The organism is Flavonifractor sp. An91 (assembly GCF_002159225.1).
Classification (GTDB): Bacteria; Bacillota; Clostridia; order Oscillospirales; family Oscillospiraceae; genus Flavonifractor; species Flavonifractor avicola.
On the sequence record NZ_NFHA01000047.1, the window covers coordinates 1 to 15,438 of the forward strand.

Below are 15,438 nucleotides of genomic sequence, written 5' to 3' on the forward strand. Positions count from 1 at the left end.
ATGGGTACAGGGATATGGTGCATGACTGGGAAAAGTGATGGGGTTGAGAGGGTGGTATGGTATGTTGGTGCGGTCAGGATATGTGAGATTGTGGGTACGGTTTGTAAGTTACAGGTACATAGTATCTCGGCGTAATTGCTATTTTTCCGAGATTTTGCGGAATTCCGGGGAATTATTCGGAGATTGAGAAAAAAGGGGAAAAGTCAGGAAATGAGCATATCCTGCCGGCAATACAGGGGAAATACAGAGAAAATATTGCACTCTGGTTTGTGCCCTGAAAAAAACTCCGAATAATTCTCCCGGGAATTACGCCAAGTTTGGGGCAATTATTCCGAGTTTTCAAAAGGTGGTGATTTTTATGGACAGGGCCGGAAAAAAGGTCAGGGACATCTCCTATCACAGTCCCAAAACCGGCGGGATGGTGGTGGTCCACAGCGAGGCGGCACGGGCGTACAGCAAGTATCTGGAGGAGCGTCCCGAGGTTGCGTCCTACGAGGCGTGCAAGCCCCTGGACGGCACCCGGCTGAACAGCGTCCAAAAGACGGACATCCGGGGCGAGTATTTCAAGGCCCAATGGACCAGCGACTTTTGCATCCGCTTTGCTGACGGCACCACCGGCGTCCGGGAGCTGGTCAGCGCGTCCGACCTGACCCGACGGGCCGAGGTGGAAAAGCTGGAGCTGTCCCGCCGCTATTGGGCCGCGCTGGGGGTGCAGGACTGGAAAATCGTCATAGCTGGTAAGTAGAGCAAGGCAGGGCGGCAAAATATCTATTGAGGGGAGGAATGTTGCAGATGTTCGTGCGCATATCAGGGGCACGCTTCCGGGTGCTCCAGCAAGACGCCGGCGGCGCGTGGGTCATCGCCTATGACGAGTACCAGATGCCCGTCTACATTAACCGGGATGAGCTGGAGCGTGCGGAGCGCATCGCGGCGCCGGAAGAGTATGTCCGCAACCGGGAGCGCCCCATGTCAGCGGCCCAGCGGCAGCGATATGATCTGCTTCGGCTTGCCCTGGAGGATGACCGCTGTATCACAGACGAAGCCCACCGCACAGAGGTCTTTGCCGCCATCGCCCGGGAGCACAACACCACGGTCAGACGGCTGCGGCGCTTGTACCATGCCTATCTCGCCCGGGGGAGTCTGACCAAGAGCAAGCCGCGGGAGATCATCCGCCGCACCGACTTTGAAGCGGCCATCCGCAAGTATTATTTCAGCGCCAAGCGCAACAGTCTCCGCACGGCCTATGAACTATTCATCCTGGAGAACTACACCAACAAGGGCGTCTTGGCGGACCAGATACCATCCTGGAGCAGCTTCCGCCTGTATTACTTCCGCCATTTCAAAGGCGACCCGCAGAAGGAGATTGCCCGGGAGGGCCTGACCGCCTACCAGCGCAACAACAGGCCGCTGTACGGCTCCGCCATGCAGTACCGGGAGAGCGTGGGGTGCTATCAGGTGGACGAGACACAGGGGGACATCTATCTGGTCTCCAAGTGGGACCGAAGTAAGGTCATAGGCCGGCCCAACGTCTATCTGGCCATCGACACAGCCAGCGGCTTAATCGCCGGAGTGTACGTCGGACTGGACGCGGGGGAGACTGCCCTGATGGCCTGCATCGCCAACGCCGCCGGGGACAAGGCGACTTATTGCGCGGCCTATGGTATAGACCTGTCTCCCGCCGACTGGCCAAGCCGCGGCCTTCCCTCGGAAATCATCAGTGACCGGGGCGGGGAGTTCGTAGGAGAGCGCATCAACGAGCTGTGTATCTGCTACGGCATCGACCGGCAGGCGCTCCCACCGTTCCGGGCCGAGGAAAAGCCCTTGGTGGAGAGGGCTATGGACTTAATTCAGGACAGCTACAAGTCCATGCTCCGGGGGCGCGGCGTCATCGGGGACGATGTGGGGGAGCGGTGGGCCACGGACTACCGGCAGCAGGCCATCCTGACCCTGGACGAGTACACGGCCATTGTGATACATACGATTATCGCGCTCAACAAGGGCCGCGTGCTGACCGACATTGGCCACTTGCCCGTGGACGCGCCCAACACGCCCGCAGCCCTCTGGAAATGGCTTGTTGACCGGGGCAAGAGTACCTTGCTGGACGTGGATGCGGACGAACTCTACCGCCGCGCCCTGCCTCGCACGTCAGGGAAAATCACCAGAAAGGGCATCGTGTGGAACGGTCTGCGGTATCTCCCGGAGCGCGGTGCGGAGCTGACCGTGGGGGCAAAAGTCGAGTATGCCTACGACGCCCAGGACACCAGCCATATCTACGTGGTCGGCAAAGATAAGCGCCTGATACCCTGCTCCCTGGCCCCGTCCAGCTCCCGGTATGACGGCTACGATATGGCTGATGTGGCCGTCATGCGCCGGGAGGAGGCGGAAAAAGAAAAAGCCGCCCGCCAGACGGAACTGGAGGCCCGGGTCGCTATGCGGAGCGAGATAGAGCGCATCATCCGGCAGGCCGAGGAACAGAGCCCCGGGAGCAGAGATATATCTGAAATCCAGCGGCATCGAACTAATGAGAGGAGGCGTCTGACATGAAGTACAAGCTCGGGATGCAGACCGTGGAGGCGGTCTATGACAACAGCGGAAGCCAGAATCCGCTCATTGAGGCGCTGCCGGAATGCCTTGGGTCGGAGCAGTTTGAAAAGCAAATCCGGTGCTGTCCGCCGCCGCCCCAAGCGTGCCAGGACATGAGCATGGCCGAGCGCCGTCAGGGCCTCGCCCTGCTGCCCACGGTGTTCGTGCCACTGGACTATATGTACTACGTCTATGACTCGCTGTATCGGATGCTCACGAGCAGCTACCACACCCTCACTTCACGGGAGCGCGTTACGAAAATCAACGCCCTGTTTCTCTCCGGCGGCTCCATGGCCGGCTACGGGGCCCAGGCGCAGTCCGGGGCGCTGCTGGGGACACCTGGACTGGGCAAGACCAGCACGCTCCGGCGGTGCCTGTCCCTGCTGCCACAGGTCATCAGCCACGAAAAGTATCTAGGGAAGGCGTTTTACTGCAAGCAGGTCTTGTGGCTCCATGTGGAGTGCCCCAGTGACGCATCCCAAAAGACTATGGCCTATAACATCGTCCGGGCGCTGGACATGGCCGTGGGGAGCAACCACCTGGACTATCTCTTGCGGGCGCGTTCCGGCTCGGTCAGCTCCGTCAGCACCTATATCAAGACCCTGTGCGTCACCTACAACGTGGGATTGCTGGTGGTGGACGAGATACAGAACGTCGTTGCCACCGCCCAGCGAACCAATCGGATTAAACCTCTGATCCGGTTCCTGACTGAGCTGACCAACGACACCTGCACAGCGGTCTATTTTACGGGAACCATTCTTGCGGAAACCGTGTTCCAGAGCGAGGAGTACCTGCGGAGGCGGACGCGGGGGCCCCGGCTCCTGCCCTTCAAGCCGGATGGGGCCTACCGGGCGTTCCTACAAGCTCTCTGGCCGTACCAGTACACGCCGGAGCAGGCAGTCTTGACGGACCGGCTGGCCAATCAGATATACGATTACAGCGGCGGCATCCCGGCGTATATCTCCAAACTGCTGGAGGAAGCCCAGGCCCAGGCGCTCATGCGTGGCATCAGCAGGATAGACCGCAAGATGATTGCCGCGGCGGCGGACTATCTGGCCATCCAGCCGCCCAAGGAGCTGGGGACGGGGACGTTCTTATCAGACTTCCAAGCCCCTGCGGCGGGCTCCATGGAGCACCTGACGGACACCCCCACCCAGCAGGAGGCCGAGGATACCCCCGAGGACACCAGCCCCGTCAAGCGGCTCTACGCCGTCCCACGGGGCCGGAAAGCCGCAGAGCGCGACGAGAGGGACCTGCTGGTGGCTTTTAAGGCGGGGACACTCCGGGAGCTGCTGCTGTCCCAGGGCATGGTGGAGGAGGTGGTATTGTGCTGATGTGGTTCCCATCGCCGTACCCGGACGAGTTGTTTTACAGCGTGCTGTGCAGGTATTATCTTTCCAGCGGCATCAAGGAGCATTATCTGGTAAAGAAACAACTCTTTGGCACAAAGGCCGGGGTGAAGATGGCGACGCTCTATCCCAATGCCGCCGTCCATGCGGTTCTGTCCCAGCTCCCGGAGGGCGTGTTTGATGGGCGCGACATGATACTGCACCACACGCCGTTTTTGTATTACGCCAGGATGCACCCGCAACAGGAGCGCGAAGTCCTGCTGGATGATCTGCTGCAAGGTCGGAGCAAAACGCCTACCCATCTGTGGCGGACATTCCCCAAAGGGGACTACGCCTTACGGTATTGCCCGCTCTGCATCCAGGAGGACACGAAGATTTACGGGGAGGCGTACTACCATGTGGAGCACCAGATACCCCTCTCCAGCGTGTGCGTCCGGCATCGGTGCCGGCTGAAGCAGATTACCATTGACAATCCTCGCCTTGCCCTCAATAACAAGTTTTATCCCCTGAGCACGATGGAGACAGACCGGGAGCCTGACATGGACGTTACAGCCGCAGAGCTTCAGGTCAGCGAGCTGGTGCGGGAATATTGGCGGCTGCCCGCATCCGTATCGCCCCCTGCCTGCAACAACCTATATCAGACTTTGCTCAACAGCGGATATAGGACCATTGTGCGGCAAACCGGCCTCAATATAGACAGGGCAAAGCTCTACACCGCCCTGTGCGGCTACCACGAGGCGGAGGTGGTGAAAAAGATATTTGGCGAAAACATCTCCGGTACGATGATGAACCGCATCAAGACCTGGGAGCAGCTATTGCCGGACCGGTATATCTTGATACAAGCCATGCTCGATCTGCCCACCAAAACCGTGTTTGACCCGGAGCCCATCTGGGACAATCTCAGGGAGAAGATAGGGCGCATGGCAAAACAGGGTGGTTTCTGCACGCTCCGGCAGGTTGCGGGTGAGCTCCGTCTAAAGCAATACGAGGTCAACGCCATCCTGCGCTATTACGACATGGACCCGTTCTGGCGGGAAGTGCCTGCGGGCAAAAGCCAAACAGCGCGGAAGGGGATACTGCGCTGCACCGTGGACGAGGCGGAGCTGGAGCGCATCCGGCAATACAGTCAGGGGCTGGGCTACCACTGTGCTGGTGCGTTCGCGCTGGATTGTATGCGTTATGTGATGGAGAAAGCGGAGTTGTCCCGCCGGTAGTGGGAGGCCGCGGGGGTGTCAGACTGGCGCGCCGCCCTGTTGCAGGATGGAGGCCGTGTGCCATGATCCGTCATGGCCTGGGAATACAGGGGAGCAGGGAGCAGGCCGCCGCTCTGCACCATGCCACATAGGCCATGTATTCCCGGGCCCTGTCACCCCCACGCCCCCGGCTAATACAGAAAGCAAGCGAGGCGGAAACTAAGGCGATAGGTATGGTTTCTCTCTATGTCTGCATCCCTGTCCACTTTTCCGCTTTTTTCCTCAAAAACTTTTTACTTATACCATTATATTTATTTTATTTATTTTTTATAAAAAAGTGGAAAAGTAGACAGAAGCACTGCAAACCCTTGTGTCGCAACGATTTCCGGGTGTCTACTTTTTTGCTTCCCCGTCACCTTTTTGTAGGCAGAAGCTACCCTTGCGAACATAGCACGGCCGCGCTATAATGTGGTACAAATCATCCATCCAAAGAAAGGAGGCGGTACAACATGGCGCAAGAGCCTGATACAAGACCCGCGCCGGCGGAAGGTGGTACGGCATCCCCCAAAAGTCCAGCCCGAAAATTTTTCCGGGCCATAGCGGCCCCCGTTCTTGTCCTTTTGGTTATCCTCGGCTTCTTCCTGGTGACCGGTTTGCGCCTCTGTGCCGTCCAATCCGGTTCTATGGAGCCTGAAATCCCCACTTACAGTTATTGCCTCGTAAACACACACTACGACTACGACAGCCTCCAAGTGGGCGACATTATTGTCTACGACCGACCGTATGACCATTTGCAAGTTGTCCACCGCATCGTTTCCATCCTCGACGAGGGTATCATCACCCAAGGCGATGCGAACCCGGTAGACGATGGCATCCTGCTCACCGAGAGTGACATCGTCGGCGTGTACCTGGGTCATATCCCCGGCGTCGGCCGCATTGTCAACATCATTCGGACGCCGGTAGGTATCGGCTTCATATTGGCCATCGTGGTACTGCTGCTTATATCAGACGTCCGTTCGCAACAGAAGAAATCGAAAGACAGCAACCCCCCTGACGAGCAGTAGATCACGGCCCCCAAAAAAGAACATGCTCCCGCAGGCATCTCACCATAGAGATACCTGCGGGAGCATTATTTTTTTGGTGATTTACTGTTACGCCGTCGGCGGCTCAGGCTGGGCATGCACAGCGACCGAGGTGCGACGCACAATGCCGGTTACCCTTTTCCCGATATATGGCCCAGGGAAAGTTATGCCATAGTCACTCAGTAACTCCTCTCGGCCACAGTCATAGCCAAACGGCACCTTAATGTGGTCATTGTTAGCTCCCCGACCGGGATACATCCATTCGTCCGCGAGGGGCGGTTTCTGCAAGACCCTGGTAAGCTCTGTGATAAATGTATTTTTCCCCAGGGACGTGCTTGACGGATTGTTGTCCTTTAAGTAATTCTTATACAGAATATACAAAATTTCAAAAGGATATACATCATATTTAACCATTTGTGGGAGGCACTCCAACGCAAACTCCATGACTGGATTGTTGGACAAGCTGAAAGCATCCGCCGCCGTCTTGCACGCAGCCGGCACCGGCAGCTCGTAATATTGTGGCATTATCGTCAGCACACGATACAAGACATACTCCAGCACTTCCGGTCGGGTCAGATAGTCCTCCTTGATGTACTTCCGCTCCCGCCCGGTGAAGCACTTATCGAACTCGATGATTAGGCATCTCCGCAAAAAACTGTCCGTTCTGTCGCGCACGCGCGGCAAATCATTGAAGCACTGGACCATGAAGCCCTTGAACTGAAATTCGACGGCGTCACGATACTTGCGGGAGATGGAGACATTATCGCCGGTGACAAGGGCCTTGGCGTTGCTCGACTTATCCACGTACTCACCCACATTGTTTTCATCGGTCATGATGCAGGCCGCCCGCATAATCGGCTCCAGGGCAAAATTTTTGTCCATGTCCGCCAAGCGCACAGATACACAGTTTTCACGGCCGACCAGCGCCCGCAATAGGGCCAAAATCGTGCCTTTCCCGCTGTTGCCGGAGGACGAGTAGAACCATGCTGTGCGGCCCCACCCCACATTGGAGCGAACCACTGCGCCGATGATGTGCCACATCAGGTCCACCAGTTCCGGGTCGCTAAAGAGCTCCTGCATCCAGCCCTCCACATCCCAGTCAGTTCCGTCATCCTGGTTGTGGATGACAACATTTCGGGCGGAAGGGTTATACGGCACACTGATTTTTGAGAGGAACACATAATCAGGCGAAAACGGCATCAAAACTTGACTACGATAGTCAAAAATGCCATTTGCCACCGGCACAAGGTCCCGGTTCGGTGTCCTCTGCCTGATTGGCACGGTGTTTCTGAGTATCATCCTGACCTCCCGGATGTCCTTCTCTGACGCCCCGGGGCGCATTTGCAGGATGATTCGGTCCAGATCGCCGTCCAGCAGCGAGTACAGCCCCTGATTGGGCCCCGACCGCTGATAGATACCGAGGGGCAGCGGGTCCGAGGTGTTGCGCCGATCGCTGCACTGGATCAGAGCAATCTCCTCCGCCTTGGCCAGCAGCTGAGCCGCCTGATAGTTAGTGATGGTATCGGTCATGCGGTAGGTCATGCCCTTAGGCATACTTGTATTCATGGCCTGCAAGCGATCATTCGTAGCTGTATACAACTGCCCGACCATTTCAGGGACAGCCGGGAGGTTCGTTACATCAAGCGTATCAAGGTATTGGGCCGTGACCTCCTTGATGACTTGCTCTCTTGGTTCATACATAACAATTACTCCTTTTGATTACATTTTCGGGGGTTATGCCCCAAAAATTTGAACTTTAAGTAACCGACGGGAAACATTCTGGACCCCATGGCCCCAATAGGGCTCGTAGAAAAACGCTACTTGCGCATGGAGTGGTCTGCGGCCTCTTCCCGCCTGCCTGTTCGCGAAAATTGCGTCCAGGTCTGTGATTGGATTGCCTTGTGCATCAACGATTTCGGGCGAGTGCTTGCCATCGGCATAAGCCCGCATCTCCACCATCCGCGCCGGTCCTGCGTCGGGATCGCCCAGATTAGCCGGCCCATCGGTCTCGTACCAGGACGGCATCTTGCCGCTTGACAGACAGCTGATTTTTCCGATAACCGGCCGTCCCCGACAAAGATAGCGCGCATCCCACATAGCCTTGCGGGCGTCCGCCAGCAACTGGGCGTTGCCGCTCACGGGGATTGCAAAATATGTGCTCCACCTTTGCCGCCGGCCCCCGTAGCGCGTCCCCGACTCGGTGAGGGAGAGGTCGTACAGGATAGTGTCCGGCCCAGTAACGATTGGATTGGTTTCGGACAGCCCATAGTCCTCGGGCCTGCGGGGGGCACCTGCCACAATATCAGGTCCGGCGGGCGAAATATTAGAGTCAGACATATTATCCTCCAGAATAACGCAGCCCCGGCCCGGCCGGCCACATGACCTGACGGCCAGACCGGGGCAATTTTTCAGTTTACGAGATTCCTGGTTGTTGGAGCGCAACCAGGATGCACCCGACGCCTATCGTGTCACCGTAGCCTGCGCTCTTTCGCGTGTAAGAGTAAAACCATAGGATCACGCTTGCGTCATCAGCTTCATTGATGTCATCGGGCGGCAGATAGTCACCATTGGCGTCCACGGTGAGTGGCATACATCGGTTTCTCGCCGTGAAATATATTTTCCCTTGGACATACCTGTTGTGCAGATATTTTCCTGCCACAGCGGCCACATCGCCGTCATGGACACACGATACACCGTTAAGCGGTACTTTGCCTTGACGCGCAGGGTACCGTGCCATATAGTCCGCCAGTGCCGCATTGAAAACATACTGTATCGCATCCTCGATAGTATGTACGGAGGTGATGTCAGTCTCCTTGTCAACGACGATTTCCGCGGAGTGCTTCACGGGCGCCCCGCCTTCAAACGACTCCGGCCGGGAAAGCCGCAGAAATCTGAGTTGCGCATGAGGTACATGGACGTACCGGCCGTAGGCGCAGGGCAGCTCCATGCTCTCGATGTCCGACTGATGCTGTGCCAAAAACGCCTCGTAGTCCGTCATTGTGCCGGCCCTCCGACGACGGTATCATCCCGGCGGAGGACATCCCTGCCCGGAGAGCGGACGGCGTAGCTAGCTACCATCTGATATGCTTCGTCACCGATGGCCTGCCGCATCTCGCGGGGTGTCCGCAGTTTCAAGCCCCGCTCCCAGAGGCCATGCGCTTCCAGGATTTCCCGCACCGTCGCCTCGTCATGGAAGCGCAGATTGCCGGGGTTGTGGCCCAGCCGATAGCCAGGTATAGTACCCCCATGCTGGATATGACCGACGGCCCACTCCTCCAGGGGTCTTTGGCAGGACTCAATGTCCCCGAGCAGTCCCAACAGCTCAGAGACTTCCTGCTCGCTGAGCTTGGGGACCTGTTGAGGCGATACGGTTGCCCCGCGCCCATACCGGCTGACCAACATCGTGATCATCTGTTCAATCCACGCCCGGCACAGGGGCCGTCCCGGACACAGATGGCAGTGCAGTCCGGGCCGGAAAGTCCGCTCGCCCTGCATCACGCGGTGCACCAGGGGCACCATGGTCTCCTCGCCCCACCGGGTCAGCTCCTCTGGCGTCGTTTCGATACCCCGATCAAAGTTGATTCCGGGTTTCATAACTTCCAGGACAATTTTCGAGTGCGTGCCGTACTCGCCAAGCAGTCCGAGTGCGTACAGTTTGCACTGGCCGAGCGCCTGTGCATAGTGGATAGGACCCGTGCCGGCCTTGAACTCATAGGCATAGATCGTATCATCCGTCACAATCGCACAGTCGCAATATCCAACGCAGATACCTTCCAGAGCCCATGCAGCCAGGCAATCCACATGATATTCGGGCAACAGTACCGGATGGGTGCCGCGCGCCTGCTCGGCCCGATATACCGATGTGACCCGCCTCACGCAAGCGTCGATGACTTTTTGGGCCTTTGCCGAGGCATGGAGCATATCGAGTGGCTCAGGATCAAGACCAACATACCGTGCCAGCTCATAAGCGATGAGCGCGTGGACGACCTTGCCACCGCGCACATCTGGGTCGGGGATGTCCGCAACCGCGGCCCAATCCTCGGCTCTCTCGCTGTGACTGCTTCGATGCCGGGCGCCAAATTCCGCGGCGCCGGTGCAGGCCGGCAACAGCGCCGCCAACCTCGGTGCGAGGGCCTGTGGCCCAACTTCCTTCATGTTGCCCTGGCTCTCGGGCGGCGCCGGAGACACAGGGCGGACTACCATATTCTCATTCATGGTAGTCACCTCCTTAACAATTAGTCAAGGATCGGAACATCCGCCAGCGCCCTGTATCTGGCTTATCGGCCGTAATATGTGCTGCGATACTTGCTATTACAGCGGGCCACATCGTAATTTTGTATTACAATTTACAACCCGCTTGTTACTCTATATTATAATTATTAAAATTAAAATGTCAACATTATTTCAAAAAAATTTTGTTTTGCTCTGGACTGCGTTCCATTTCCCGGTGCGCCAAGGCAAAAGCGGGCCAGAATTTCCAGCCAGAGGAAAAAAGATGAAATTCTGCATTTTTCCTCCAACTGGAAATTTGCTGAAAATGCGCAAAATTGCGGCCAGATACAGTTTTCAGCACGCGTGTCATGTGACATGACTTGATGCTGAAAACTGTCGTCGCTTCGCTCCAAAATATGCCCATATATGCGAATAAAAAAATCCGGTTCTGCAAAATGCTGAAATTCATCATTTTTTGATCCGTGATTTTACCTGGTTTCAGCACTGAAACCGATGCATATATGGGCTACTCCTGCCGTTTGCCACCGTTCGGCGGCGAAAGCGGCAGGAAAGGACTAAAGGGCATAAGGGGTCCTGACACGCCGCCGGTTTCACCGTCTGCGTGGCCGGCACAGCCGGCAGGACTGACGCCACGTCGCCGGGCAAGCCCGCCGCCGCAGCGTCACCCCGCGCCCTGCCTTGCGGCAGATCGCGGGGCCCTTACTGCGCGCCGTCCGTGGGCCGTCGCTTGCCCTTGCCGCCTACGGCGTCTGCGGGTGCCCTCTAACAACAGCAACAGGGATGGGCCCCATTGCGGTGTCCCATCCCTGTTGCTGTCTGCCCGCCTACGGCGGATCATATCTCGTGATACATATAATATATATAAGGTAGGCTGGGTCGCCTACCGCACCATTTTTTGCGCCGGGGCCTTGATGTCATGCCCCACGGCAAGGCCAAGGACACGCCAGCGGGGACGCATCCCCATGTATTACTCTAATGAGTACGAACGCTCCCCATGCTCCAAAAGTCCGCTGTCTCCGCCAGCGCAGGAGTATTGATGAAGCTGGAGCCGAAGGGTCGGCTGATATCATGTCTGCAATATGTGAAACCACTTGATTTTCCAGCGGACATGGTATAAAATGATGCTGGAAACGCAATTAAGCGGCAGCCCGCAGGGTGTTTGCACCACCCCACGGGCCTGTGAAGAGTGTCTCGACCACTCAGCACAACAGTCAAATTGACTGCACCGTAGCCTTATTATACCCAGACACAGCCCTTTTTGCAAGGGCGAAAGGCGGGGAGATAGGGCCTATTGTGTTACGCTCTAATTTTTCGGGCGGTGTTGAGTATTTACGCTCGACACCGCTTTTTGCGTTTCCGGTATGGACCTTGGGGTGGGGCTGGAAACGGCCTCTCCCCGAGGGCCACCCTACCGGAAACCACAGCGTATATATAAGGAGAGGGGGGCACTCTGTAAACGAATGACAGAGGGATGCGCGGTTGCACCCCTCTCCCGTTACTTTTCTGCCCCCGCCGTAGAGCAGGAAGATGCGGCAGATCTTCCGCAGCCCCACGGCACCTTGAAAATCTGGCATTCAGGCCAGCATTGACGACAGAGAAAAAAACACTCTGTCCGGGTGGTGCGAGACCGGAGCGTACCATCCCACATACAACCGATAACATCACCTACAAGGAGGTAATTACGAATGAAAACTAAGTTTAGTTCCCGTAAACTGATGGCGTCCCTTCTGATTGCCATCCTGTCCCTGTCCATCGTCGGTGTAAACATCTTCGGCGGTGCGCTCGGCTACAACGACATTCTGTATGACGGTTACATCAAGGGTAACACGACCCTCGGTGGCAACCTGACCCTGACCGACCCTGCGGCCCGTGACCTGTATAATGACCTTATCTTCACATCCGGAGCACCCGGTTCCGCGTCTGGAAGCGGTTACGGTTCATTCTACATGGGAATCTCTCCCACAACCGGCTACAGAATGGGGATTGGCTACGACGACCCCATCACCGGAGGTGGCGGCGAGACATACACCATTGATGACATGAAGCCCATCGGGAACATCAAGTGGGTGCTCCATGATGGCGTGCTGGTCATCACCAACGATTGGACTGACGCAGAGGTCGAAGCCAAAATCAGCCCTAATGCCGACGAAATTGACCGGCGCATCGCGCGTCAGAGTATGACTCAGATGAACTTCCTGAACTTCGAACATTCCCAGTTAGAAATCACTCCGTTCAGAAATAACTCCAACATCGAGACCATCATCATTGGCGATAATATCGACTACAACGCAGTGCGTGCCCTGTTCGTTGGTTGCGACAATCTGAAGAACATCATCTGTCTCGACAGTGGGTTCGAACGGCTTATCGAGGACAGCGACCTTGATTACGCAATCGTATGTGCCGGCGAGACCAGCGGCGAATTTTACGGTAGCACTACGACCGCATCCGTTCCGGATACAGCCGATAAAATCGCATACCTGAGCAGTAACGACCGCTTAGACTTTGCCAGGTACACCCCTGCCAGCAAGAGCAGTGTAAGCATCGGCATGCCCACCTGCAACAGCACCTACACCTATCCGACCGGGTGGGTCGACAACTGGGTTTACCCCGATGCATCCACCGTTGCGTCCCAGTACGCTCAGGCGAAGCAGTATGTGTCCCAGATGAACCTGCCCGATTGGGCGCTGGCGTACCTGCCCGTCGAGATGGGCGGCACTGAGACTGCCCGCACCGTCGGCGATGTATTCAACTTCGAAAGCGCAACTCTGAAGTCCAACTGGAACGACGGTTCCAATCAGACAGTCACGGAAACTCCCGTGACCGAGCCCGAGACCCCTGTTGTCGACACGGATGCCACCAGCGTCACTTACAGCAACTGGGCCGCTGAGGACATCATCAATGCCATCAGCATGGGCTACCTCGATGACGACCCTGATGTCTTTGGTTATCAGCCTGCCGTCACCGACCTGCTGGGCAGTGACTATACCCGTGCCATCACCCGTGGACAGTTCGCGGCGCTGGCGGTCAGATACTACGAGACCCTGATGGGCGACATCACCGGCGAGGACTACACCATCTCGGTCAATCCCGGCGACGATGTGTTCGCAGACTGCTCCGGCGACACCAACATGGCCAAGGCCTACACGCTCGGAATCCTCGGCGGATACAACAGTGCCGATACCCGTGCCGGCGTATATGTCGGACCCAATGACAACATCACCCGTGAGCAGGCGGCTACCATGCTGACCCGACTCATGGAGAAACTGATTGTAGCCTTCGACTCCGTCGGCCGCACCGGGTGGACTGTCTGGTATGCCGACAACCTGCCCTTCACCGATGAAATCGCGGACTGGGCCTACGATGGCGTTCGAGCCGTATACGGCGTCGGGGCCATGACCGGGACAACCGGCACGACCTTCAGTCCGAAAAGCAATTACACCATCGAACAGTCCATCGTGACCATCATGCGCATCGACAACAACTGGGCCCGTGCCGGTATGGGCTAAAGCCATAACCTAAAACAGCATCCCCCTGCATCACAACCGATGCAGGGGGATTATCCCTTTTATGGGGCATGAATTACAACTAGCCTCCGACAATCCCAAGATTGAACGCATTTGCCACTACGGGCGGCGGACACGCAAAACAAACTGCACCGCCGCCCAACGAATTACAACATTACCCGTGAACAAGCCGCAACTATGCCAACACCGTGGCGGCGGAGCCAAGACCATAAAACTGCCATGTGCCACGGCTCTGCCGCCTCACAATTCAAAACGAAAGAAGGAAGCCCCATGTTTGGACCATTCGGCCGTCCGAAAGGCCACGCAGGAAAGTACGCGCCCAATACCATTCAAAATTTCGGTGGTTGGGACTGGTACTTTGCCTTCCCCAACACATCCATATCCGCACCCATGCCAAACAAACACAACAGCGGAAAATGGATGTACTTCTTCCAAGACAAACAGGGCCGAGCCTTTGCAAACGAAATGTGCGACCTTGCCGTCGGCCAAGGAATCGTACAGGAGGCAAAGGCATCCGCCAAAGATGAAGGTGTTGCCTGCTTCTATATCGACGGCACAGACATCACCGCACATCAGCGCGTCATCCGGTTCTTCCTCGACCACAACATGATACAGCGCACAAAGACCGGAAGACTATACAACATCTCATTCAAGTTTGACCAGCAGACACGCGGCGGCCAATATGGAACTGACTTCACGGCACAAATCAAACTTGAACAATTCGTCAATTTGGACACCGGCGAAATGCTGCCTGACCCCAAGTTGTAAACCACGCACCAAAGCACCCCGCCCCGCACCAATGTGCGCATCCATGTGCCACAAGAGGCGGGACACGAATTACAATGTCGATTGCCCCAACATCAAGAATATCATCACACACCCCGCCCCGCACCAATATGCGCACCAAGGGGCGGGCAACGGTCCAACCCACGACCCGGGCCACGGCGGCATCACCTGACGCACGCCGCCGACACGGGCCATACATCGCCCCAACGGCGGCACCAGCATAAGGCCCCGTGCATCGTCCCGCTGCCCGGCGCCGCAGCCGCCACATATAGCCACAACCAAAGCCACCCTGCCATGTATCAATCTACGATACAAAGCAGGGTGGCTTTATTTTTTTATTGAAACAAAGCCTTGAAACGGAACCGAGCGAATGAGATATGAAACGTGATATCACGTCAAGGCTTCGGGAACAGGTAGGATCAATGTCAGCGTCAGATCTGTGTCCGTAGCTAACAGAAAGAGAAACACAATCGCCTCCACGGTTTTCGCTGTGGGGGCGATTTTTTTGGCTTTCCCTCGTGGCATCCTATCCGGATGCACAGGTGCGGTTGCGAACCCTGCGGCAAAATTATTGATAAAGGAGGAGCATCCGCCATGAGCGCAAAGACCCAGCACTATGCCGATCTGGCCGACCGCACTGTTGCGGAGATCACCAGCGACGCCGCCCATTGGGCCGCATTTCTTTGCA

12 protein-coding genes are annotated in these 15,438 nt (G+C 56.8%); 7 read left to right on the forward strand and 5 right to left on the reverse strand.

Annotation, left to right across the window (positions count from 1 at the left end):
* The first annotated feature begins 358 nt into the window (after nucleotides 1-358).
* From B5G42_RS16125 to B5G42_RS16145, 5 genes are all read left to right on the forward strand, one after another.
* Entirely contained in the window at nucleotides 359-745 is a 387-nt protein-coding gene (locus B5G42_RS16125) for a hypothetical protein (RefSeq protein WP_087272551.1), read from the forward strand.
* 47 nt (nucleotides 746-792) lie between these two features.
* A complete protein-coding gene (locus B5G42_RS16130; protein WP_162611133.1) occupies nucleotides 793-2,544 on the forward strand; it encodes a Mu transposase C-terminal domain-containing protein in 1,752 nt (583 codons plus the stop codon).
* Complete coding sequence (locus B5G42_RS16135) at nucleotides 2,541-3,917, forward strand: ATP-binding protein (RefSeq protein WP_242961260.1); 1,377 nt, start codon at nucleotides 2,541-2,543, stop codon at nucleotides 3,915-3,917. Before B5G42_RS16130 ends, B5G42_RS16135 begins: the two co-directional genes overlap by 4 nt.
* Nucleotides 3,917-5,146, forward strand: coding sequence for a TniQ family protein (locus B5G42_RS16140; RefSeq protein WP_242961261.1), 1,230 nt, complete (start codon nucleotides 3,917-3,919; stop codon nucleotides 5,144-5,146). The genes B5G42_RS16135 and B5G42_RS16140 overlap by 1 nt, the downstream gene beginning before the upstream one ends.
* Before the next feature lie 488 nt (nucleotides 5,147-5,634).
* Complete coding sequence (locus tag B5G42_RS16145; protein ID WP_087272559.1) at nucleotides 5,635-6,189, forward strand: signal peptidase I; 555 nt, start codon at nucleotides 5,635-5,637, stop codon at nucleotides 6,187-6,189.
* An 87-nt stretch (nucleotides 6,190-6,276) separates the two neighbouring features.
* Here B5G42_RS16145 and B5G42_RS16150 read toward each other — a convergent pair whose 3' ends face one another.
* The 5 genes from B5G42_RS16150 to B5G42_RS16170 all read right to left on the reverse strand — a co-directional run bounded on the left by B5G42_RS16150 (nucleotide 6,277) and on the right by B5G42_RS16170 (nucleotide 10,924).
* Nucleotides 6,277-7,908: a DNA primase family protein gene (locus tag B5G42_RS16150; RefSeq protein WP_087272562.1), complete on the reverse strand. Its 1,632-nt coding sequence runs from the start codon at nucleotides 7,906-7,908 to the stop codon at nucleotides 6,277-6,279.
* A gap of 33 nt (nucleotides 7,909-7,941) precedes the next feature.
* Nucleotides 7,942-8,346: a hypothetical protein gene (locus B5G42_RS16155; protein ID WP_143383338.1), complete on the reverse strand. Its 405-nt coding sequence runs from the start codon at nucleotides 8,344-8,346 to the stop codon at nucleotides 7,942-7,944.
* Nucleotides 8,347-8,620: 274 nt separating this feature from the next.
* Nucleotides 8,621-9,205: an ssDNA-binding protein gene (locus B5G42_RS16160; RefSeq protein ID WP_087272568.1), complete on the reverse strand. Its 585-nt coding sequence runs from the start codon at nucleotides 9,203-9,205 to the stop codon at nucleotides 8,621-8,623.
* Nucleotides 9,202-10,422: a DUF2800 domain-containing protein gene (locus B5G42_RS16165; RefSeq protein WP_087272571.1), complete on the reverse strand. Its 1,221-nt coding sequence runs from the start codon at nucleotides 10,420-10,422 to the stop codon at nucleotides 9,202-9,204. Before B5G42_RS16165 ends, B5G42_RS16160 begins: the two co-directional genes overlap by 4 nt.
* 184 nt (nucleotides 10,423-10,606) lie before the next feature.
* A complete protein-coding gene (locus B5G42_RS16170) occupies nucleotides 10,607-10,924 on the reverse strand; it encodes a hypothetical protein (RefSeq protein ID WP_087272573.1) in 318 nt (105 codons plus the stop codon).
* Between the two features lie 1,201 nt (nucleotides 10,925-12,125).
* On the opposite strand from B5G42_RS16170, the gene B5G42_RS16175 reads away from it, so the two are divergent.
* Together B5G42_RS16175 and B5G42_RS16180 are read left to right on the forward strand one after the other, a co-directional pair.
* Nucleotides 12,126-13,946 (forward strand): S-layer homology domain-containing protein, encoded by a 1,821-nt coding sequence (locus B5G42_RS16175; RefSeq protein ID WP_087272576.1) that lies wholly within the window; start codon nucleotides 12,126-12,128, stop codon nucleotides 13,944-13,946.
* Between the two features lie 288 nt (nucleotides 13,947-14,234).
* Nucleotides 14,235-14,732 carry a hypothetical protein gene (locus B5G42_RS16180; protein ID WP_087272579.1) on the forward strand — a complete coding sequence of 166 codons (498 nt, stop codon included), beginning with the start codon at nucleotides 14,235-14,237 and terminating at the stop codon, nucleotides 14,730-14,732.
* Nucleotides 14,733-15,438 lie beyond the last annotated feature (706 nt).

Coding starts and splice junctions, on each gene's coding strand:
- B5G42_RS16165 (WP_087272571.1), bottom strand. CDS start 10,422: ATGAATGAGAATATGGTAGTCCGCCCTGTGTCTCCGGCGCCGCCCGAG.
- B5G42_RS16140 (WP_242961261.1), top strand. CDS start 3,917: ATGTGGTTCCCATCGCCGTACCCGGACGAGTTGTTTTACAGCGTGCTG.
- B5G42_RS16180 (WP_087272579.1), top strand. CDS start 14,235: ATGTTTGGACCATTCGGCCGTCCGAAAGGCCACGCAGGAAAGTACGCG.
- B5G42_RS16130 (WP_162611133.1), top strand. CDS start 793: ATGTTCGTGCGCATATCAGGGGCACGCTTCCGGGTGCTCCAGCAAGAC.
- B5G42_RS16150 (WP_087272562.1), bottom strand. CDS start 7,908: ATGTATGAACCAAGAGAGCAAGTCATCAAGGAGGTCACGGCCCAATAC.
- B5G42_RS16135 (WP_242961260.1), top strand. CDS start 2,541: ATGAAGTACAAGCTCGGGATGCAGACCGTGGAGGCGGTCTATGACAAC.
- B5G42_RS16125 (WP_087272551.1), top strand. CDS start 359: ATGGACAGGGCCGGAAAAAAGGTCAGGGACATCTCCTATCACAGTCCC.
- B5G42_RS16175 (WP_087272576.1), top strand. CDS start 12,126: ATGAAAACTAAGTTTAGTTCCCGTAAACTGATGGCGTCCCTTCTGATT.
- B5G42_RS16145 (WP_087272559.1), top strand. CDS start 5,635: ATGGCGCAAGAGCCTGATACAAGACCCGCGCCGGCGGAAGGTGGTACG.
- B5G42_RS16160 (WP_087272568.1), bottom strand. CDS start 9,205: ATGACGGACTACGAGGCGTTTTTGGCACAGCATCAGTCGGACATCGAG.